General features: G+C 44.5%; 21 protein-coding genes. 12 read left to right on the forward strand and 9 right to left on the reverse strand.

Annotated features, from left to right (window positions below; genetic code table 11):
• Positions 1 to 10: 10 nt before the first annotated feature.
• A complete protein-coding gene (locus CEF13_RS07180; RefSeq protein WP_102710072.1) occupies positions 11 to 727 on the reverse strand; it encodes a response regulator transcription factor in 717 nt (238 codons plus the stop codon).
• A 148-nt stretch (positions 728 to 875) separates the two neighbouring features.
• Between CEF13_RS07180 and trmL the strand changes: the two genes are divergently transcribed.
• The 3 genes from trmL (at position 876) to CEF13_RS07195 (ending at position 3296) form a co-directional block, all read left to right on the forward strand.
• Positions 876 to 1340 carry a tRNA (uridine(34)/cytosine(34)/5-carboxymethylaminomethyluridine(34)-2'-O)-methyltransferase TrmL gene (trmL, locus tag CEF13_RS07185; RefSeq protein ID WP_102710073.1) on the forward strand — a complete coding sequence of 155 codons (465 nt, stop codon included), beginning with the start codon at positions 876 to 878 and terminating at the stop codon, positions 1338 to 1340.
• Positions 1341 to 1515: 175 nt separating this feature from the next.
• Positions 1516 to 1764: an AbrB/MazE/SpoVT family DNA-binding domain-containing protein gene (locus tag CEF13_RS07190; protein ID WP_102710074.1), complete on the forward strand. Its 249-nt coding sequence runs from the start codon at positions 1516 to 1518 to the stop codon at positions 1762 to 1764.
• Positions 1765 to 2099: 335 nt separating this feature from the next.
• Positions 2100 to 3296 (forward strand): aminotransferase-like domain-containing protein, encoded by a 1197-nt coding sequence (locus tag CEF13_RS07195; protein ID WP_102710075.1) that lies wholly within the window; start codon positions 2100 to 2102, stop codon positions 3294 to 3296.
• Here CEF13_RS07195 and CEF13_RS07200 read toward each other — a convergent pair.
• Complete coding sequence (locus CEF13_RS07200) at positions 3280 to 4005, reverse strand: DUF2161 family putative PD-(D/E)XK-type phosphodiesterase (protein ID WP_102710076.1); 726 nt, start codon at positions 4003 to 4005, stop codon at positions 3280 to 3282. The two genes, CEF13_RS07195 and CEF13_RS07200, sit on opposite strands and share 17 nt — an antisense overlap.
• A gap of 244 nt (positions 4006 to 4249) precedes the next feature.
• Here CEF13_RS07200 and CEF13_RS07205 point away from each other — a divergent pair, with 244 nt between their 5' ends.
• Positions 4250 to 6145, forward strand: a complete 1896-nt coding sequence (locus CEF13_RS07205) for a PrkA family serine protein kinase (protein ID WP_102710077.1) — start codon at positions 4250 to 4252, stop codon at positions 6143 to 6145.
• Between the two features lie 175 nt (positions 6146 to 6320).
• Positions 6321 to 7325, forward strand: coding sequence for a globin-coupled sensor protein (locus CEF13_RS07210; protein ID WP_102710078.1), 1005 nt, complete (start codon positions 6321 to 6323; stop codon positions 7323 to 7325).
• Positions 7326 to 7431: 106 nt separating this feature from the next.
• On the opposite strand, the gene CEF13_RS07215 is transcribed toward CEF13_RS07210, so the two are convergent.
• Positions 7432 to 8646: an MFS transporter gene (locus tag CEF13_RS07215; RefSeq protein ID WP_102710079.1), complete on the reverse strand. Its 1215-nt coding sequence runs from the start codon at positions 8644 to 8646 to the stop codon at positions 7432 to 7434.
• Positions 8647 to 8692: 46 nt separating this feature from the next.
• Positions 8693 to 10228 carry an FAD-dependent oxidoreductase gene (locus CEF13_RS07220; RefSeq protein ID WP_102710080.1) on the reverse strand — a complete coding sequence of 512 codons (1536 nt, stop codon included), beginning with the start codon at positions 10226 to 10228 and terminating at the stop codon, positions 8693 to 8695.
• 134 nt (positions 10229 to 10362) lie between these two features.
• On the opposite strand from CEF13_RS07220, the gene CEF13_RS07225 reads away from it, so the two are divergent.
• Complete coding sequence (locus tag CEF13_RS07225) at positions 10363 to 11013, forward strand: YhcN/YlaJ family sporulation lipoprotein (protein WP_166742888.1); 651 nt, start codon at positions 10363 to 10365, stop codon at positions 11011 to 11013.
• 141 nt (positions 11014 to 11154) lie between these two features.
• Positions 11155 to 11901 (forward strand): polysaccharide deacetylase family protein, encoded by a 747-nt coding sequence (locus CEF13_RS07230; protein ID WP_341806383.1) that lies wholly within the window; start codon positions 11155 to 11157, stop codon positions 11899 to 11901.
• Between the two features lie 80 nt (positions 11902 to 11981).
• On the opposite strand, the gene CEF13_RS07235 is transcribed toward CEF13_RS07230, so the two are convergent.
• The gene (locus CEF13_RS07235; protein ID WP_102710082.1) at positions 11982 to 12449 is read right to left on the reverse strand and encodes a WGxxGxxG family protein; all 468 of its coding nucleotides are present in this window, start codon (positions 12447 to 12449) and stop codon (positions 11982 to 11984) included.
• A 202-nt stretch (positions 12450 to 12651) separates the two neighbouring features.
• On the opposite strand from CEF13_RS07235, the gene CEF13_RS07240 reads away from it, so the two are divergent.
• A complete protein-coding gene (locus CEF13_RS07240; RefSeq protein WP_102710083.1) occupies positions 12652 to 13011 on the forward strand; it encodes a hypothetical protein in 360 nt (119 codons plus the stop codon).
• A gap of 50 nt (positions 13012 to 13061) precedes the next feature.
• Here CEF13_RS07240 and comA read toward each other — a convergent pair whose 3' ends face one another.
• The 4 genes from comA to CEF13_RS07260 form a co-directional block, all read right to left on the reverse strand.
• Positions 13062 to 13925, reverse strand: a complete 864-nt coding sequence (comA, locus tag CEF13_RS07245) for a phosphosulfolactate synthase (protein ID WP_102710084.1) — start codon at positions 13923 to 13925, stop codon at positions 13062 to 13064.
• A 112-nt stretch (positions 13926 to 14037) separates the two neighbouring features.
• Entirely contained in the window at positions 14038 to 15333 is a 1296-nt protein-coding gene (locus CEF13_RS07250) for an MFS transporter (protein ID WP_102710085.1), read from the reverse strand.
• A gap of 177 nt (positions 15334 to 15510) precedes the next feature.
• Entirely contained in the window at positions 15511 to 16305 is a 795-nt protein-coding gene (locus CEF13_RS07255) for a DUF2935 domain-containing protein (protein ID WP_102710086.1), read from the reverse strand.
• A 119-nt stretch (positions 16306 to 16424) separates the two neighbouring features.
• Positions 16425 to 18107, reverse strand: coding sequence for a ribonuclease J (locus tag CEF13_RS07260; RefSeq protein WP_280531296.1), 1683 nt, complete (start codon positions 18105 to 18107; stop codon positions 16425 to 16427).
• Positions 18108 to 18437: 330 nt separating this feature from the next.
• Between CEF13_RS07260 and CEF13_RS07265 the strand changes: the two genes are divergently transcribed.
• The 4 genes from CEF13_RS07265 (at position 18438) to CEF13_RS07280 (ending at position 20666) form a co-directional block, all read left to right on the forward strand.
• Entirely contained in the window at positions 18438 to 18638 is a 201-nt protein-coding gene (locus tag CEF13_RS07265) for a hypothetical protein (RefSeq protein WP_102710087.1), read from the forward strand.
• 7 nt (positions 18639 to 18645) lie between these two features.
• Positions 18646 to 19002, forward strand: a complete 357-nt coding sequence (locus CEF13_RS07270; protein WP_102710088.1) for a hypothetical protein — start codon at positions 18646 to 18648, stop codon at positions 19000 to 19002.
• Positions 19002 to 19262: a hypothetical protein gene (locus CEF13_RS07275; protein ID WP_102710089.1), complete on the forward strand. Its 261-nt coding sequence runs from the start codon at positions 19002 to 19004 to the stop codon at positions 19260 to 19262. Before CEF13_RS07270 ends, CEF13_RS07275 begins: the two co-directional genes overlap by 1 nt.
• A 420-nt stretch (positions 19263 to 19682) precedes the next feature.
• On the forward strand, positions 19683 to 20666 hold the full coding sequence (locus CEF13_RS07280; RefSeq protein WP_102716261.1) for a glycoside hydrolase family 43 protein: 984 nt from the start codon (positions 19683 to 19685) through the stop codon (positions 20664 to 20666).
• Positions 20667 to 21038: the final 372 nt, after the last annotated feature.

Genomic DNA, 21038 nt, shown 5'->3' on the forward strand with positions numbered 1-21038 from the left:
TTTGGGCTTGCTAAGCTAATGAGCCGTCCGCGATATGAGGGCCGTTAAGCTTATAGCCGACATTTCGAACGGTCATAATATATTCAGGCGTACGGGCATTTTTCTCAATTTTGTCTCGCAAGTGGCTAATGTGTACGTCCACGATACGTGTATCGCCAAGGAAATGATAATCCCATACACCGTGAAGCAGCTGCTGACGGCTGAGTACCTTGCCTTTATGTCGGCAAAGAAACAGAAGAAGTTCAAATTCCTTCGGTGTCAAATCAACACATTTGCCGTCGATTTGCACCTCGCGCTGTTCGACGCGAACATTTAATCGGCCGATATCAAACGCTGTATCCACTGTTGAACCAGGCAAGGAATGAACGCGGCGCAATATAGCCTGAATGCGCGATATAAGCTCTTGCGGACTAAATGGCTTTGTTAAGTAATCGTCTGCACCATTATCGAGTCCAGCTATTCGGTCTGTTACGTCCTGCAGAGCAGTAAGCATGATGATTGGAACAGCATTGTTTTGTTTGCGCAGCTCACGGCATACTTGAATGCCGTCCATCTTGGGCAACATGAGATCTAGGACAATCAAATCAGGACGAAAAGGCTTTAGCATGTCGAATACAGCTTCACCATCACTTACGCATCGTACATCATAGCCTGCCAGCTTTAAATTAAATGCAATTAACATGGAAATGGAAGGCTCGTCGTCGACGACCAAAATTTTTTTTCGCATTGTTCAACTCTCCTTCAAGGTAACCGCGTATTATGTTTCTATTATGAAGGTAGAAGTTATGCCCAAGATTAACGGTACGTAAATTCGGTGTAAAAATATTACGGAATTTCGTGTATAATAGGCCAAATGAAAGGTAGGATTGAGAGCTATGGCATTTCATATCGTTTTGGTAGAACCGGAAATACCGGCAAACACAGGAAATATCGCACGTACATGCGCAGCAACCGGAGCGCATTTGCATCTCGTAAGGCCGCTTGGCTTTAACACAGATGATCGCACATTGAAGCGTGCAGGACTTGATTATTGGCATTCTGTACATGTGGAATATCATGATTCCTTCGATGAGGTGCTTGCTTTATATCCAGAAGGGCGTTTTTTCTATGCTAGTACGAAAGCTCAAAAGCTGTACTCCGATTTTGAGTATAAGGATGGGGATTTTTTCGTATTTGGCAAAGAAACGAAAGGACTTCCAGAAACATTGATTTATGCAAACATGGATACATGTATTAAAATGCCGATGTCCGATAATGTTAGGTCACTTAACTTGTCGAATTCCGCGGCAATTATTGTGTATGAAGCATTAAGGCAGAATCAATTCCCAGGACTTGGATAGGTCGAGGGTAATATTAACAATATATGGAATATTATCAATGAAATCCATTCATTAATTGCAGAATACTAAGAAATTATTAATTTGGGCAGGAAATAACGCAGGATCATCGAAAGATTATAACGCAGAGGTTTCTCAAAAATAGCTTGCGAAACCAGACACAGAAGAGGTGAAAGTGATGAAACCAGCAGGTGTAGTTAGGAAAGTGGACCAACTTGGTCGAATTGTTCTTCCAAAATCATTACGGAAACGTTACTTGATGAATGAGGGCGATCCCGTTGAAATTTTTGTGCAAGGCGACCATATCATATTGGAGCGTTACCGTCCAAAATGCGTATTTTGCGGCTCTATGGTTGATGTGCGTGATTTCAAAGAACGTTATGTATGTGGAGTCTGTATGGAAGAAATGGCAGAGTTGGAGCGCTAATCAGCGTTTTGACCTGCTATTTTAACGAAATGAAGCTTCCCGTGTTGAGCAAAACGCTCTCGGGAAGCTTCATTTTTTTTGACTAAAAGCATAGCACTCGCCTATAGTCCGCTTGTTTTGTCATCGTTGTACGAGCTTGTCAGCATCGCTCCAATAAACAAAATAAATACAGTCATTACGATGATAAAGTTCATCTGTTCTCGCACCTCCAATAAGCTGTCTTTATTATACCCAACGGTGGCAAAAAAGAAAACTTTAAAAGTTGTGAACACATTGTTAACATAGAGAGTATGAGCATAGTAAAGCAGCAAAGCCTGCAAGGAGGAGCAAACATTATGAATTATCGTTTTTCATCAAGAGTTGAGCAGTTGAAATCTTCAGCAGTTAGAGATATTTTGAAGCTTACACAGGGGAAGGACATGATTTCGTTTGCAGGCGGACTTCCGGCCGAGGAACTGTTTCCAGTTGAAGCGGTGCGTGAAGCTGCTGATCGCGTATTTACAGCAGGGGCAGGCGCTCTGCAATATGGTTTGACGGAAGGCTATTTGCCGCTGCGAGAGCAGCTTTGCGAGCGTATGGCGGCTAAGGCAATGTTCGTAAATCCAGATCAAATGATATTAACAACAGGCTCACAGCAAGCAATTGATTTATTGGTAGGCGTTCTTACCGAGCCTGGAGATACGATTCTTGTGGAAAAGCCGACTTATTTGGCTAGTTTGCAAGTATTTGCGCTGCATGGCTTAAAGGTTGTGGCAGCAGAGAGTGACGAGGACGGTATTATTCCGGAAGATGCAGAGCGCCTAATACGTGAGCATCGTCCAGCGATGCTTTATGCCGTGCCGACTTTCGGAAACCCGACTGGCCGCGTATGGAGCACTGAGCGCCGCCGGAGAATGCTGGAGCTTTGCAAGCAATATCAAATGCCGATTATTGAAGATGATCCTTACGGGGATATTAAATTTGATGAAAGCGAGCAGTTTCCAACCTTGTTCTCGTTGGAGGGCCAAGCAGAGAAAGGGATTGTGTTCTATACAAGCACGTTTTCCAAAACGGTTGCTCCTGCTCTTCGGACAGGATGGGCTATTGGAGACAGCAGTGTAATAGGTATGGTGGCGAAAGCTAAGCAAGCAGCTGACTTGCAATCTAGCTCGATTGACCAGCAAATATTGAGCCAGCTGCTCTCAGGCTTCAAGCTGGATGACCATATAAAGCTTATATCCCAATCATATGGTGAACGCATGCTTGAAATGCATGAGCTGCTGAAACAGCAGGCGCTTCCGGGTGTAACTTGGGTTAAGCCAAAAGGCGGCATGTTCCTATGGCTGGAGCTTCCAGAAGGCTTGGACGCCGAGGCGTTGCTGCGTGCAGCGGTGCAGAAAGGCGTTGCCTTCGTGCCAGGAAGCTCCTTCTACGCGAAGAATCCGCAGCGCAACACCGCTCGTCTGAATTATACCTTTAATACGGGTGCACGCACCAAACAGGGCGTTGAACGTTTCGTGGATGCTATTGGAGAATTTACTGCGCGGAGTTAATCGAAGCAACCCAATCGGCTATCACTTCGCTATACTCGGCTAAGGCAGCTGCTCCTTCAGGCCGAAGGCTGTATTGTCCGTGTCCGATTCGGTCGAACCAGCCATAGTAGTTATTCCGCAGCGTTTCTCCGCTGTGACGGTATCCGGTCAAGGCAGCTACCTCTCGTGGGGCAAGCGGGCCAGCTGTATGCAGGACATGCGCGCAGCGCAGTGCCTTCTCACGGTAAGCCGTAACAAGCTTGCGTCGTGTGCTGCCACCGACGTTGTAGTCGCCGCTGCGCTCTTTGAACTCAAGGAGCAGTTGAGCTTGCTTCTTGCGCCTCACGCCGCGCTGAGGGGGATCGCCGGGCGCACAGAGCATATCGATGACTGGCGGCTTCGTCTTGTAGAAGGTAACCGTCATAAATCCAAGCCCTAGCATACGGCAAAGCTCCGTCAGGTCACCAAACCGCTGATTATGGGAGCCGCTCTTTTTGCGGTTCCGCTCAACGGCAAGCACAACATGGTTATTTAATCGTAAACGTTCAACCCCTTGCAGCAGCAAGGCGAGGTTGAACGTTTTTTTCATTTCGACAATTATCGTCTCCGAATGCTCTGGATGAATGGCGACTAAATCACAATGAAGCACCTCGCTCTTGACCGTATAGCCAAGCCCCTCATAGTATTTTTTTATTGGATTGTAGAGCTCTTCCTCACGTGCGACAGCCACTTAAATGATCTCCTTCCTAATCGTCTAGGACGCTGCTAATACCTCATTATAGCAAAGGAAATGATCCGCTTGTCGCAAAATGCTGGATGAAGGACAAAAATAGTGGTCAATTTCCTACCCAAATAAGCATAGGAATGTAATACTTCAATAAAATTTGGTTAGCACTACTCGATAGAGCGTCTAGAAACAAATCCCGGGCGTAGGAAGACTGGTGGAATGCGGAAGCGATGGGAGGAGGCACGGTATGGACATTTTTAAGCGAATATCGGAGTATCAGGCTGAGAGTGAGAAGCTTGCATGGACAGGATCGTTCAAGGATTATATTGAGTTGCTTCGAAAGGACCCGTCACCGGCCATGACTGCACATGCGCGCGTTTATGAAATGATTGAAGCCCATGGAGTGGAAGACGTTGGAGGCCGTAGGCAGTATAAATTTTTTAATGAAGCTATTTTTGGATTGGATCATGCTGTGGAGAAGCTGGTTGAAGAATATTTCCATTCCTCAGCGCGCAGACTGGAGGTTCGCAAACGGATCTTATTATTAATGGGGCCTGTAAGCGGCGGGAAGTCGACCATTGTGACCATGCTCAAAAAGGGGCTTGAGCGATTCTCGAGAACAGATCGGGGAGCTGTCTATGCGATTAAAGGCTGCCCGATGCATGAAGATCCGCTTCATCTTATACCGAATGAGCTTCGGCCTGAGATTGAGAACGAGCTTGGCGTTCGAATTGAAGGCAATTTGTGTCCTTCATGCCAAATGCGGCTTCAAACCGAATATGATGGAGATATTGAGAATGTTGTCGTGGAGCGGGTTTTCATCTCGGAGGATAACCGTGTTGGAATCGGCACATTCAGTCCATCTGATCCGAAATCACAGGATATTGCCGATTTGACAGGCAGCATCGATTTCTCAACGATTACCGAATTTGGATCAGAGTCTGATCCTAGAGCCTATCGATTCGATGGCGAGCTGAACAAAGCGAACCGCGGCTTGATGGAATTCCAAGAAATGCTCAAATGTGATGAGAAGTTTCTTTGGAATTTATTGTCGCTCACGCAGGAAGGGAACTTTAAGGCTGGCCGATTCGCTTTGATTAGCGCTGATGAGCTCATTATTGCACACACGAACGAATCGGAGTATAAATCGTTTATTAGCAATAAGAAGAATGAAGCACTCCATTCAAGGATGATCGTTATGCCGGTTCCTTATAACCTGAGGGTATCGGACGAGGAGAAGATATATAAGAAGCTGATCGGGCAAAGCGATATGAGGCATATCCATATTGCGCCGCATGCACTGCGAGCCGCAGCTATTTTCTCCATTCTTACTAGGCTGAGGGAAACGAAAAAGCAAGGGATGGATTTAGTTAAAAAGATGCGCATGTATGATGGGGAGGAAGTAGAGGGCTTCAAGGAAGCGGATTTGAAGGAAATGCAAAACGAATACCTCGAGGAAGGGATGACCGGCATTGATCCCCGTTATGTCATCAACCGGATCTCAAGTGCACTCATCAAGCAGGACACACAATGCATTAATGCGCTTGATGTGCTGCGTGCCCTCAAGGAAGGTCTTGATCAGCACCCATCCATAACGAAGGAAGAACGCGAGCGGTATTTGAATTTCATTTCGGTGGCACGGAAGGAATATGATTTGCTTGCGAAGAAGGAAATTCAAAAAGCATTTGTGTATTCATACGAGGAGTCTGCGCGAACATTATTTGAAAATTACTTGGATAATATCGAGTCCTATTGCAATTGGGCGAAAATAAAGGATCCTTTAACGGGTGAAGAGATGGATCCAGATGAGCGCCTTATGAGATCTATAGAAGAGCAAATTGGTGTGTCGGAAAATGCGAAAAAAGCATTCCGCGAGGAAATATTGATTCGAATTTCCTCGTATTCGCGTAAAGGGAAAAAATTTGATTTCACAAGCCATGAACGGCTGCGTGAAGCGGTGGAGAAAAAACTGTTCGCTGACCTGAAGGATATTGTAAAAATAACAACGTCCACCAAAACGCCGGATGAGAACCAGCTGAAGCGCATTAATGAAGTGACGAAGCGGCTTATCGATGAGCATGGTTATTGCCCGGTATGCGGAAATGAATTGCTCCGCTATGTTGGAAGCTTGCTGAACCGCTAATGCGATTAAGCTAGGCTTCATAAGTTTAGGACTAAGGCTGGCGGACAAATGTTCGCCAGCCTTTCTTTCGTCATATTAGGTGAGAAAATAAATTGATTGGATAATAATGAAAAGTATTTTTTTTTCGATATAATAGGGAATAGTTGTCTACTACACACCTAAGGAGTCGGGCGAATTGATTAAAGTAACAGGAGAACGTAGAAAGCAGCTTGATTATACAGGAATTACCGAGCATGATTTACAGTATCTCGCTGAATGTAAGCCAATTTTCGAGAAAATTGTCGATGAAGTAGTCGATCAGTTTTATGAAAATATCGGTAAGCAGCCTGAATTAATGGCTATTATTTCCGGATTTAGCACAGTGGATCGCTTGAAGGAAACGCAGAGATGGTATTATATGTCTCTAACTGAAGGGTTGATAGATGAATCCTTTATAGAAAAACGGATAAAAATAGGAGCTGTCCATTCTAGGATCGGATTGACGACAAACTGGTATTTAGGTGCTTATATGACCTATTTAGATATTTCTACTTCCGTACTGCAAAAGGTTATTCCGGATCAATGGCAGAAAGTTGTGCATGTATTGACCAAAATGTTTAATCTGGACTCCCAGTACGTTCTTGAAGCTTATAACGAGAAAGAGCAGCAGCAGATTCAAGAGCTTGCGGATGATCGTTCCATGATGCTTACAACCGTAACAAGTGCCGTTCAGGAGCTCGCATCACTAATGGTGGAATTGGACGAGGGTGCACAAACCATTGCCGCAACTGCGATTTCAACTTCCCAGTCGCAAGAGAAGACGCATACATTGCTAGAAGAGCTTCGCGATGAGCTTGATAGTATTAATGAGATGGGAACTTTAATCCGCGGCATATCGGATCAGACTCATTTGCTTGGACTTAATGCGGCAATTGAAGCAGCAAGGGCAGGCGAGAATGGTCGTGGCTTTGAAGTAGTCGCTAATGAGGTACGCAAGCTTGCCGCCTCATCACGCAATGCGCTTGAAGGCATTCAAGGCAAGCTAACAGAGATCGACAAAAAGCTGTCGGATGTTCGGCATGAATCAGTACATACCTCGAATGAGGCGCGCAATCAGGCTGCTCGCTCTCAAGAGCTTGCTTCTTTCGTTCAAATGGTTGAGAAAGTGACGAAGGACTTAGAACAATTGAATTTATCCTAATCTAATAATTATCGATTCATACGGAAAACGGTGGGACAAGGTCTATGCTTGCACCACCGTTTTTTAGTGTTCGCACATAATGATGCGATGTGATATTTCAATGCATTCATGTTACTGTTTTGTCTTTGCTTGGTTTAATTGCCAGCCATGCTAGAACGGAACAAAGCAAGGCGCAACTGGCAAATATGCAAAAAAGCAATATTTCATTTTTTATTATTAATGCTGTAATTAGAGGCCCGATTGCTACTCCAATAAACCGGGTGCTGCTGTAAATGGATGTAATCGTACCTCTTTGTTTCTTTTCGATTCCTTGAGTAATCAATGTGTCCAAGCAGGGAAGAGCAAGTCCAATACCGGCCCCGCTAATAAACATAAACGATATAAGAAAAACTAATCCTTTCGTATTGACAAGGCCGCAGGTTAACATCGTTGCTGTTAAAATAACCATGCCAATAACGGTAAGCCACTTCATTCTTCCTTTTTTCTCACCGACAACTTTCCCTGTAATAAAAGAAGCGAGACAAATGGCGCTTAACGGGATGGCTAACAGGAGACCTTTCCATATGCCATCGATATGATAATGGTCTTCAAGTACCGAGGACAAATAGTATAAGAATCCGAACATAATAAACATGGCTATTCCGCCGATTGTAAATATAGCGTATAGCCAGTGTCCTTTTTGGGTCAATATGGAAATGGTCGAGCGAATGAATTTTTTGAAGCTGTTGTCCGAATTTTGGTTTTGCTTAGGTGCTTTAACGAGAAAAGCTACCGCAGCAATCGATATTGCACAAATAAAAGGAATAACGGCTAGCGGAAGATACCATACGACAATTGCGAGCGCAGCACCTAGTATTGGACTCAGCACTTTGCCGAATGTATTGGATGTCTCGATCATACCAAGTCCGCTGCTAACCTCCTCCTCATTCTTAAACATATCTCCCACCAAAGGAAGGACAATGGGAAAGGCGCCAGCAGCGCCAATTCCTTGAATGAAGCGGCCTGCCAATATAGTGATATATACATGAGAATGCATTAACCACGCAGCCAAGCCGGATACTAAACCTCCGATTGCAGCGATTGTGAGCCCAATCATAATAACTCGTTTTCTGCCAAACCGATCTGACAAATACCCTGCGACCGGGATACAAATGATAGAGACGGCTGCATATACCGTAATGATTAGACTCGCTTGCATGGATGTAATATTTAATTTCTTCTGCATGAGTGGAAGGACAGGAATCAGCATGGAGTTAGCGAGCGTCATAATTAATGGTATAGATGCTAAAGCGGCTAAGTCCCACTTTTTTTTCTCATTCACCGATGCTCACCTTTCTCTTGCGATATTGAAACCAATGGACCAAAGCTTATTGCTGCAGCTTCTTCAACGGTTTTTCTGCAGGTCCTTCGATGACTTCTCCGCTTATCGAGAACCTTGATCCATGACAAGGACAATCCCAGGTGCGATCTCCATTATTCCATTCAACCTCACAGCCCATATGAGTACAGGTTGTATCTACGAGGTAGAGCAGGCCATCCTCGTTTCGGTAAGCACCTGCTCTTTTGCCATGCAGGCTTACTACTGAGCCCTCATCCTTCGCTAGATCCTCTGGTTTCTTATTGAACATCTCTAGCTTGCCTGCAATTAAGTGTTTGGCTACATCTGCATTGTCAACGATAAGATTTTTCACAGCTGTTAAAGAGACAGACCGTGAGGGTGAAAATAATTGTTCATATGGATTTTCCTCTTCCATAATTAAATCGCGAATAAGCAGCGCAGCCACTGTACCATTAGTCATTCCCCACTTGTTATAACCTGTTGCAATGTAAATATTCGGAGAAGAGGCTGTAATTCGACCGATGTAAGGGATTTTGTCGCCTGTTACAAGATCTTGTGCTGACCAGCGATAAGGAATTGCTTTAAGTTGGAAATGCTGCTCTGCATAGCTCTTCAGCTCTTCATAATGATTAATTGTGCATATTCCTTGTCCTGTTTTGTGACTTTGTCCGCCAATTAAAATCAAAGGGGAGTGATCCGATGTTTCTGCATAGCGAATAGAGCGCTTAGGTTCCTCTGCGCTTAAATACATGCCGCCGGGATAGCTTTCTTCAATCGTAACCCCAAGCACATAAGACCTCGCTGCATGCATTCTAGCAAAGTAAAAGCCGAGCCCGTCATAGAATGGGAAATGTGAACAGGATACGACATGCTTGCATGTAACGCGATGACTGCCGCTAGTCATAACTCTTGGTATAGGCCCGGTTTCCACATCTACAGCCGTCGTATTCTCGTAAATAACGCCGCCTGCATCGATAAATTTGCGAACTAGCGTAATTAAATATTGCAACGGATGAAATTGTGCCTGCTTGTACATGACCGCAGCAGCTTTGACGGAAATCTGATCTAATGGAATATGATCTGTGAAAGCTCCAGATATGCCGATCGCTTCATAAGCAGACACTTCGTCTTCTATTTTTTTTGTATCGTTATCTGAGTTCGTGAATACATAAGAATCCTGTTCCGAGAAACCGCAGTCGATTTTTTGTTCAGAAATGGTTTGTTTAATAAATGCAAGAGCTTCAGTAGACGCATTGAAATACAAAGCTGCATGTTCCTTACTGCTTTGTTTAATAAGTTTATCGTAGATTAAATCATGCTGAGCCGTTATTTTTGCTGTGGTGTGAGCAGTAGTTCCATTGAGCAGCTTGCCTGCTTCGAGCAGCGCAACCTTAAGGCCCTTCTGTGCGAGCAGATAGGCAGTGGTTATGCCCGAAATGCCACCTCCAACGACAGCGGCATCGACTTCAATATCTTCTTCAAGCTTGGAGAATGACGATAATGCGCCATTTGCCGCTACCCAATAAGACTCTGGGAATTGTGGAATGGAAATTGATTTGGACATTTATGTATCTCCTCCTACAATGATCATGCTATATTACTTTGCGCAGATGGATAACATTTAATCCGCCGAATTTTCCATGTATGAATCCTTCAAGTTTGCAGACCTTATAAACATCAAAACAGGAGGTGTTTATAGTGAATAAGCATTTAAAGCCTATAGCTGCATCCGTATTGGTACTTGCATTAGGAATTTCTTTGTCTGCATGCAGTCAGAGCCATACGGTGAAGGAGAAGACTACTAAAACGAATAATGTAAACCGCATGACAACCAAGTCAGTACCGAACAACAAAGTGGTGACGAAGAAACATGATGGCATCAGTTTGAATAATGGCAACACCAGCACGTATAATCAAAAATATAACCATAACGGAAACACCAGCACGTATCACGAAAAATATAACCGCACGAATAACAGATCAAATATAACAAATAATAAAATGAATGCAGCAGGAACGGGGCAAGAAGCCAAACAGCTTGTAAATAGAGCTGAGCTCGTAAGCGGTGTAAAGAAAGCGACGGTCGTTGTAAACAATAATGATGCTATTGTTGGGATCGATGTGGATAACACAGGAAAAAAAGCGATTATTGAAAAGCAGGTTCATTCGGCATTAAAAACGCAGTATCCGCAATATAATATCCATGTTACTTCCGATCCAAATTTGCATGAAAGAATCAGATCCATAGATGGCACCCATTCCATGGAGCATCCGGTAAAGACATTAGGAAGTGATGTTACTCTTCTTATTCGCGATATTGGCAATGCGGTAACAAGACCTTTCCGTTAATAGCTTCAGCTCAAACGGTCGACAGCTTCTTAACAAGAGCTGTCGACTGATTTCGTACATATTGATGAAAATTGCTGCTGCACCAGTCTTATTGGCCAAGAGATTGACTAATATCGCAGCATACCGGCAGGAGGTTATATATTGTTGAATGGTAAGCGCAAAGCATTATTGTTGTTACTCGTTGTTTTTATATTGCTGGGATTTGAAGCGCCGATTAAGAAGGATCGTTATTTTTACGAGAAAAGGGGAGAGGTCGTTTGGGAGGTTCCGATGGAGGATAAGAAAATAGCTCTTACCTTCGACGATGGCCCCTATCCGCAAACAACGGATAAAATACTCGATCTTTTGCAGCAATATCATGCGAAGGCAACTTTTTTTGTTATTGGGAATAAAGTAGAACGTTTCCCACAAACGATTATGAGAGAGATAGCGGAAGGACATGAGGTTGCCAATCATACGTTTAATCATGTTTACTTTTTGCGTTCGATAAGCTCAACTACCATTAAAGAAGAAATTACGAAAACAGGACATGCATTGGAGGCTTTGACAGGAATAAAACCATTATTATTTCGTCCGCCTGGTGGCTACTATAACGAAAAATCGATTCAAATTGCAAAAATGCTAGGTTATACAACCGTTATGTGGTCTTGGCATCAAGATACCAATGATTGGAAAAGTCCTGGTGTAAACAAAATTGTGAATAAGGTGCTTAATAATGCTCGTAATGGCGATATCGTTCTGATGCATGATTATATTCAAGGCTCGATGCAGACGGTAAAAGCGTTAGAAATCATTTTATTTGAGTTAGACAAGCGAGGGTTTAAATTTGTAACGGTATCCGAATTATTGAAGGATCAATCGGATAAACGCATCTCCAAGCCGTTATAGAAGAGGAGAATAATCGCTATACGAAATCATAAGAAGAACCCCTGTCAATTGACAGGGGTTGTGTTGTTTTATCCGTTTAGTTAGGTGCGTTCACGGTCACGGCTCTTCATGCCAGCTAGCCCGATCAATCCCAACAAACCAAGCCAACCCCAATTGCTGCCTCTGTTTGTTGTTGTGGCTGTAGTTCTGTAGTTATTAGCATGCAGCGCTGGATTTACGGCAGTTCCTGTGGTGGATCTGTTCATATAGTTTCTAGTGGCGTTGCCGTCAATATTCGTATTTGTGTAATTCCTGTTCATGTACCCATCGGTCCTTGTATTTGTGTAATTTTTGTTTGTGTAGCCGTCTACTCCAAGTGCTCGCTCCGTGCTTTTGACTCCATAATTAATGTCTGAACGAATTGTGTCGGGTATCGAGGTTCCCATACCCTTGTTGTTATAATTGTTCGTCGTGCCAGTCGTCGTGTTAGCGGTATTTGCGAAAGCAGGTACAGCCAAAACGAAAGTCAAGCAAGCGAAGGCACAGAAAAGCATCAACATCTTTTTCATCCATTTCGTCCCCTTACTTATCGGATTTAATTACCCTCTTATTTTTGCTCGCCAAGCTTAAATTATGCTGGGTATTACTAACAACGAAGAAACTGCATCGGAACTGCGTTTAAGGAATATGTATTTACCCAAGCATAGCGAATAAATCCCTGCACAATCAGGAAAACTACGACGAACATCAAAAATTGGGGGGTAATTTAAAATGGCTGAAAAAAATATTCAAGCTTTTTTCGAAAGCCAAGAACAAGCTGAAGAGGCACTATCACGAGTAAAAGGTTTAGGCATCGTGGATGCATCCATTCATGCAGGAGACGGATCAGATCAAGGCATGAACTCGTTGACTAGCGGGATCGATGGTCTAGGCAATTTAACAGTTGGAGGCGATGCGGAGGATTCTAGTGCCGGCACATTGAGCGCTGATTATGAAAGTGCCAGTGGAATGAGCTCTGGAGGCGTGGAGAATCAAACAACAGGGCGCGATATTGTATTGACTGTTATCGTAGAGGAACAGGACCACGTGCAAGCTCTTCAGATTCTACGCCATGCGGGAGCAATATTCTAAGAAACGAAAAAAATGGCGCTCAAATAAATGAGCGCCGTGCCAATCATGTATCAGATCATGTACAAATATTCCTTAGCTTCTTTCTCCCGTATGCCAAACCCAAATGTATCTGAACGTAGACCGCGCCGCAATGTCTCGAGTGAGAATATGTCGTGAGGAGCTATATTGCCTAGATGCACATCCGAACCAAATTGACGCAATAAAAATACTTGTTGATGTTTAAGCGGCGCCTCCCACATCAGTTTTTTGGGATCTGATATGAATTTTAGAATGGATTCAAGCACATCTTCTCGGCATTCGCCGTCCTCATCAAACAATCCAACGCTAACGCCAGATTCTCTTGCTTCAACCGTTACAAGATCCGCACCTGCATCCAAGTCCTCCTCCATAGTGACAGCTAGAAGCGTGGCATCAATGAGCGAGCCTGACAGCTTCTTCCCGTATTCGGTTACAACACGAAGACCGCGCTTTACACCTTCTTGGATCAGCTCAGTTCGCATTGTGCGGGAGAGCTCGATCGTACCGTCAGATACCTCGATGCTGTTAAAGCCCAAAGAACATATTGTATCAAAAAAAGAAGGTACAACATCCTGTTGAACAGCAGTCTCCAGCAAGGTGCCGCCGGGCATGACCGATATGCCGTGCTGTTTGGCTAACTTGATCTTATAGAGCAGCAGCTCTGGGTTATAAAGAGGGGCCGTTCCGAAGCCAAATTTGACGCAGTCCATATAATCGGCGGCTGTTTCGATCAGATCCATAAATGCATTTCTACCGAGTCCTTTATCAATGACCATTGTTCGGCCACGCACGGAGCTATCAGAACTGCAATTATCCGTTTCAAGTTTGGAAGCATGACGATTTCCGCTCGGATCATACAACTCTAAGGGCCAAATAGCACGTGGGGAATATTTCATTTGTAATCTCCTCAATTCTTATAATGTTTTCTGTTTTCTCATAATGACGAATGTCAAAAACATCATATGCGAACGGTTGCAGGCGTGTGCCCACAGATTAACAGTTCAATCATCAGCTAATTTCGCGCGGGGGCTTAATCAAGAAAAATACTAAGCACAGCGTAATCAAAGACAAGGAAGAAACGGAAATGAACACTAGCCGATCTGACTTTTCCATCATCCAACCAAATAATGGGGGACCTGCTGCTACACCTAGAAATCTTAAACTGTTGTAAAGTGACGTAATCATTCCGCGCTCGCTTTTCTGGACGGCTCCAGTAATCATCGTGTTCAAGCAGGGGAGAAGCAGACCAGTGCCGATGCTGCTAATCGTTAACAGCCCAATAAATACATAAATGTTTTTGAAAAAGAAAATGGTGGCTGCCAGAGATAGAGTCATCGTAAGCAATCCAATATTCATAAGCCACCTTATTAAAAGTCCTTTCTTCTTAATCAGACTGCCTGTTGTATATGAAGTAATAACCAAACCAAGGAGAGGAATGGCCAATATAAAGCTTTTTTTGACACCATCGATATTGTACGGCTTCTCTTCGAGAATGTTGGATAAATAAAATAATACGCCGAACAAAATAAAAAGCCCTAACGAGCCTGCCAAGAACGATGTGATGAGCCATCGGCCCTTTTCCTTAAATACTTGTTTTATTTTGTTGATATACTCGCTTAATTTCTGTTTCTGGTTTTTTTTCGGTTCTTTGATCAGAAAAAGAACGGCTAACAAAGATAAGGCACAAAACACAGGAAAGGCAAAAAACGATGCGTACCATACGATTAAAGCGAGAAGGGATCCGATAATCGGACTAAGTACTTTCCCGGCTCCGTTAGAAGCCTCGGTCAAGCCTAGAGCTTTGCTTTCTGTACCGCCGCTGTATAAATCGCCTACAAGCGCCATAGCAATCGGTGCTGTTCCAGAGGCCGCAATGCCTTGAATGGCTCTAGCGATAATAATGATGGAATAAGAGTTCCAAACCGCTCCGAAACCGGCCAGAATACCGCCAGCCCCATAAACAATCAGTGCCGGGATGATGATAACCTTCCGGCCGTATCGATCTGATAAATAACCGATTACCGGTATGAAGATCCCTGCTGCCAAAGAGAAGATCGTGATAACCAAGCTGCTTTGAAAGGTGCTAATTTTAAGCGCCCTCTGCATTTCAGGCAGTACCGGTACGAGCATGGAGTTGCCGAATACAAGCACCATGGGGATGGTAGCTAACGCGATAAATTCCCAAATCTTCCCCTTTCCCCCGCTAGCGGTTTTCGATTTCTTCTCATTAGACGTGCTTAAATCCTCATGTTCCATATCACTTTTGAATGTTATATTCAGTTTTCGAGATTTGGTCTTTTCCATTGGTATCGCTCCTCTCACCGGATAACATTTTTTATGCTTACCTAATTATCCGCAATGGAGCAAGCATGTATTCATTTGGGACTGAAATCGCCGCTAAAGACAGAAATGACCCGCAAGCGGGCACTTATTAAAAAGTGTCCTTCTTGCGGGCCCATTAAGGGTAGAGATGTATAGGGGCTAGTCGATTCTCGGTTTAGTTGGATCGCATTGCGGTACAGGAATGGCACCGCATGTAGATAGCTTAAACAAATAATAGCACTCCTCACGAAACATATGATCAGGTACAAGCGGATTTAGCTGACTTAACAGCTCTGCACTTAATTCGAGCTCTTCGAGTTCTATTAAGAAAGCCATAAATATGGACATTTCTATATTTACGTCTTCATGAAATTTTGCCAAAACGGGATAGTGGTCACGCATTGTCCTCGTATACCCAGTCAATTCAATTGCTTTTAAATAAAAAGCGTTAAAATGTTTCTCGAAATGTTTACTCTTTTTTATTAATCTTTTTTCGACTCTATCAAGATCTGATGCGATTATAGATGCATGCCCGGCTGCATCAGGCAGCCATAACAAATCATGGTGCAAGGAAGAAAAATGCGGAACGGGCTTTCCTTCCAGCAATGCAGTAACAATTTTGATATATTCTTCTAGCTCATTGACCATATGATTGATAAAGGTTGGAGTCATTCCAATTGCCAGCTTTCCAAGCAGCAATCGATCCAGAAGGTTTAATTTAAATAGGCGTAATTGAGAGGCCAACTCAAATGCTTGTTTGTTGAGTTCGGATAATTGGGCAGAAGCATCCAGTTGTCGTGACTGTTCAAGCAGTTGGTCGAACTGCGTGATAAACATGCTCGCCATTTCGATTGTCTGGAGCTCTTTTGGCGACAAGGCATTGAAGATAAAGCGAGCATGATCCCCTAATATTTGAAGCCAGAATCGATGCTCGAATAATGCTTGCTCTTCCATTGTTGTCCCCCTCAAGTAAACGGTAATGAACAATTATATGATTTTGAAAAGGGATTTATGAAATATTGAAAAGTTCCCCTTAATCACTCGTGGAGGAGTAAGGGGAACAGGGCATTATTTTACACTTCGATAATAATGGGCAGGATCATCGGTCTTCTCTTCGTTTTAGCATACACATACTTGCTAGTTGATTCCTTGATTTTATGCTTCAGAATCGACCATTTCCCATCATTTCCTTTCTCCTGGAGGTCTCCGATTGTTTTAACAACCAGCTTGCCTACTTCATTGAGGAGGGTTTCTGATTCTCTAACAAAAATAAATCCACGGCTAATGATGTCGGGTCCAGATAGAATGACACTCTCCGTTCGACTTAACGTAATGACGATTACAAGAATTCCATCCTCGGCAAGATGCTTGCGATCACGCAAGATGATGTTTCCTACATCTCCGATTCCTAATCCATCCACAAGCGTATTCCCGGCCATAATTTTGCGATTCTGTTGAATATGCCCTTCTGCAATGTCTAAGACATCACCATTATTTAGGATGAAGATCTGTTCTTTCTCGATACCGACGGATTCAGCCAACTGCTTATGCTGGTACAGCATCCGATATTCTCCGTGAATTGGAACAAAGTACTTAGGTTTCATCAACGTTAGCATCAGCTTGAGCTCTTCCTGACTGCCATGACCGGATACATGCATGCCTGTCGCAGCACCCGCCCCATGAATAACGTGTGCACCAAGCATATACAGATGGTTCAGCATGTTCGCTACGTTTCTTTCATTGCCGGGGATGGGGGAAGAAGCTAATATAACCGTGTCATCGGGCATTATTTCAATATGAGGATAGGTTGAGCTGGCAAGACGGGAAAGAGCGGCCATCGGCTCTCCTTGGCTTCCCGTACATAATACAGCTACCTGCTCCCGAGACAGCTCATTTGCTTCTTTTGCTTCAATCAACATCCCATCAGGTATATTTAAATACCCTAGGTCTAATGCAATCGTGACTACATTGATCATGCTTCTTCCAAGCAATAGCAGCTTGCGATTTGTAGCGATAGCAGCATCCACAACCTGCTGCAAACGGCTTACATTGGATGCAAACGTGGATAAAAATATTTTGTTCTCAGCCTTTTGAAAGGCTTCCTTAATCCGTTCTCCTACCAGCTTCTCTGAAGGAGTAAATCCGGGTCGTTCTGCATTCGTACTTTCGGATAATAATGCGAGTACCCCTTTTTCCCCGATGCGTGCCATCTTGTGAATGTCGGGAAATTGCTTATTTGAGGGGGAAAGATCAAATTTGAAATCACCAGTATGTACAACCGTGCCCTCCGGGGTATCAATAACTACACCAACACAATCGGGGATGCTGTGATTCGTACGGAAAAAAGTAAGCTTCAGACTTCCTAGCTCGATCGAGGAATCGGATTTAATTTCATAAAGGCTTACATTGCTGAGACGATGCTCTTTCATCTTTCCTTTAATTAATCCGAGCGTAAGGCTCGTTCCATACACGGGAATATTTAGCTGCTTCAAAAAATAAGGGATGCCGCCAATGTGGTCTTCGTGTCCATGGGTAACGATTAAAGCGCGGACCTTATCTTTCTTTTCTAATAAGTACGAAATGTCAGGAATAATCAAATCGATGCCAAGAAGACTCTCATCGGGAAATTTAGATCCGCAATCAATGACCAGGATGTCATCCTCATATTGAACAACATACATATTTTTGCCTATTTCATATACGCCGCCTAGTGCGAAGATCGAGAGTTTATTCGTTCCTGCCTTCTTCTTATCCACAGTTGTTCCCTCCGGTGTCCATTTATTCAAAATGATCAGGTATTAGTAAAATAGAACCCTATTCAATGAAGCAGGGTTTATTTATATGGATTACACTTTCTGACTGGCTTATATTGTCTCAAAGTTTTTAATCTATACATTTTGAGCTGTTCGAGCGGCGAATGTGATGCAGAAGTGCAGCACATAGAGCGCGGAGCGGCGGTGGCGGGGCAAATGTGATGCAGAAGTGCAGCACATGGAGCGCGTAGCGGTGGTGGTGCGGCGAATGTGATGCAGAAGTGCAGCACATAGAGCGCGTAGCGGCGGTGGTGGGGCGAATGTGATGCAGAAATGCAGCACATAGAGCGCGGAGCGGCAGCGGTGAGGCGAATGTGCTGCAGAAATGCAGCACATGGAGTGTGGAGCGGCGGTGGAGCGGCGAATGTGCTGCAGAAATGCAGCACTTGGAGCGTGGAGCAGCGGCGGCGCGGCAAATGTGATGCAGAAATGCAGCACATGGAGCGCGTAGCGGCGGTGGCGGGGCGAATGTGATGCAGAAATGCAGCACATGGAGCGCGGAGCAGCGGCGGCGCGGCGAATGTGCTGCAGAAGTGCAGCACATGGAGCGCGGAGCGGCGGCGGTGCGGCGAATGTGCTGCAGAAATGCAGCACCTGGAGCGCGGAGCGGCGGTGGAGCGGCGAATGTGATGCAGAAGTGCAGCACATAGAGCGCGGAGCGGCGGCGGCGCGGCGAATGTGCTGCAGAAGTGCAGCACATGGAGCGCGGAGCGGCGGCGGTGCGGCGAATGTGCTGCAGAAATGCAGCACATGGAGCGCGGAGCGGCGGTGGTGGGGCGAATGTGATGCAGAAATGCAGCACATGGAGCGCGGAGCGGCGGTGGTGCGGCGAATGTGATGCAGAAATGCAGCACATGGAGCGCGGAGCGGCTGTGGCGGGGCGAATGTAATGCAGAAATGCAGCACATGGAGCGCGGAGCGGCGGCGGCGCGGCAAATGTGCTGCAGAAGTGCAGCACATGGAGCGAGGAGCGGCGGTGGCGGGGCGAATGTGATGCAGAAGTGCAGCAAATGGAGCGCGGAGCGGCGGTGGTGGGGCGAATGTGATGCAGAAGTGCAGCACATGGAGCGCGTAGCGGCGGTCGAGCGGCGAATGTGATGCAAAAGTGCAGCACATAGAGCGCGTAGCGGCGGCGGTGAGGCGAATGTGATGCAGAAGTGCAGCACATGGAGCGCGTAGCGGCGGTAGTGGGGCTAATGTGCTGCAGAAATGCAGCAGATGGAGCGCGGAGCGGCTGCCGAGCGGCGAATGTGATGCAGATAGATAATGATTGTTACATGCAAGAATCTTCTTTTCTCTATTGATAAAAAATTGATGGGTTGTATTTACTTAATGTAAGCGCTAAACTCTAGATATGATGTAAAAATAATGTTTTTATATGTGAAGAAATATTTAATGATTCCATATATAAAACAGAAAGTTTTATTCAGTAGAATTGCTCTACTAATGAAAGATTTTGTTAAGCACAGCTCTAGCAATCATGACAAATCAATTAAAAACAATTTGGAGGAAACCATTATGAATCCAGTTATTAAACCTAATCAACCACTAGTTACTCATATCTATACTGCCGATCCATCCGCTCATGTATTTGAGGGCAAAATTTATATTTACCCGTCACATGACCTTGATCATGACGGTCCAGATAATGACAATGGGGATCAGTACGCAATGGAGGATTATCATGTCCTGTCTATGGATAACTTCGATTCTCCTGTGGTAGATCATGGTGAGGCCCTTCATCTGAAGGATATCCCTTGGGCTTCTAAACAGCTTTGGGCACCGGATGCTGCTTATAAAAACGATACCTATTATCTGTTTTTTCCTGCGCGAGATCATGATGGTATTTTTCGAATCGGAGTTGCTACGAGCGCTTCGCCAGCCGGACCTTTTACACCGCAATCGTCTTATATCGAAGGCAGCTTCAGCATCGACCCTGCTGTGTTCATAGATGACAACAATCAGGCTTATATGTATTTCGGAGGTCTATGGGGCGGACAACTGGAAAAATGGCAGAATGGCGCTTTCGATGCGGATACGACGGGGCCGGATGCGGATGCACCTGCTCTTGGTCCAATAGTCGCTCAGATGAGCGAGGATATGCTTTCGTTTCAAGCTGATCCTCAGGAAATTTCGATTGTCGATGAGAACGGCAGCCCGATTCTTGCAGGCGACGAAGATCGGCGTTATTTCGAGGGTCCATGGGTACACAAGTACAATGATTTGTATTACCTTTCCTACTCCACCGGTACCACGCACAAGCTGGTTTATGCCGTCAGCGAGAACCCGATGGGCCCTTATACATTTAAGGGGACGATCTTAACGCCAGTTATCGGCTGGACAACTCACCACTCTATCGTTCAGTTCGAAGAAAAATGGTATTTGTTCTATCACGACTGTTCGCTGTCGGAAGGCGTTAACCATAAGCGCTGCGTCAAATATACGGAATTGCATTACAACGAAGATGGTACGATTCAAACGATTGACCCTTATCAAAAGTAAAAACACTTTAATGGCAGAAGTTATCATAAAAAAATAATAATAGCGAAATAAATGAGCAGTATCTTGATAACGAACCTGGTACTGTGGTCTGATATCGCGGAATAATAAAATATTATTGCACTTCATCGCAGAAGATTAGCCCAATTTACAAGAAAGCAATCTCTGGCCTCATACGAAAGCCCGACCTTATTAAGGTCGGGCTTTCGAGTGAGAGAGCAGTTCTTTATGACCCATGCACTTATATCAGCAAGTATTCGCCTAGGCGACGAAACCATGTGAAATGGTAATGCGAAATGCTGGAATTGAAGAAGCTTGCTGATGCATAGGACATAGCGGTAAGAAATAGTTTATCCATTTATGATCAAATTGAGC

Source organism: Paenibacillus castaneae, from assembly GCF_002884445.1.
In the GTDB taxonomy this organism is placed as follows: domain Bacteria; phylum Bacillota; class Bacilli; order Paenibacillales; family Paenibacillaceae; genus Pristimantibacillus; species Pristimantibacillus castaneae.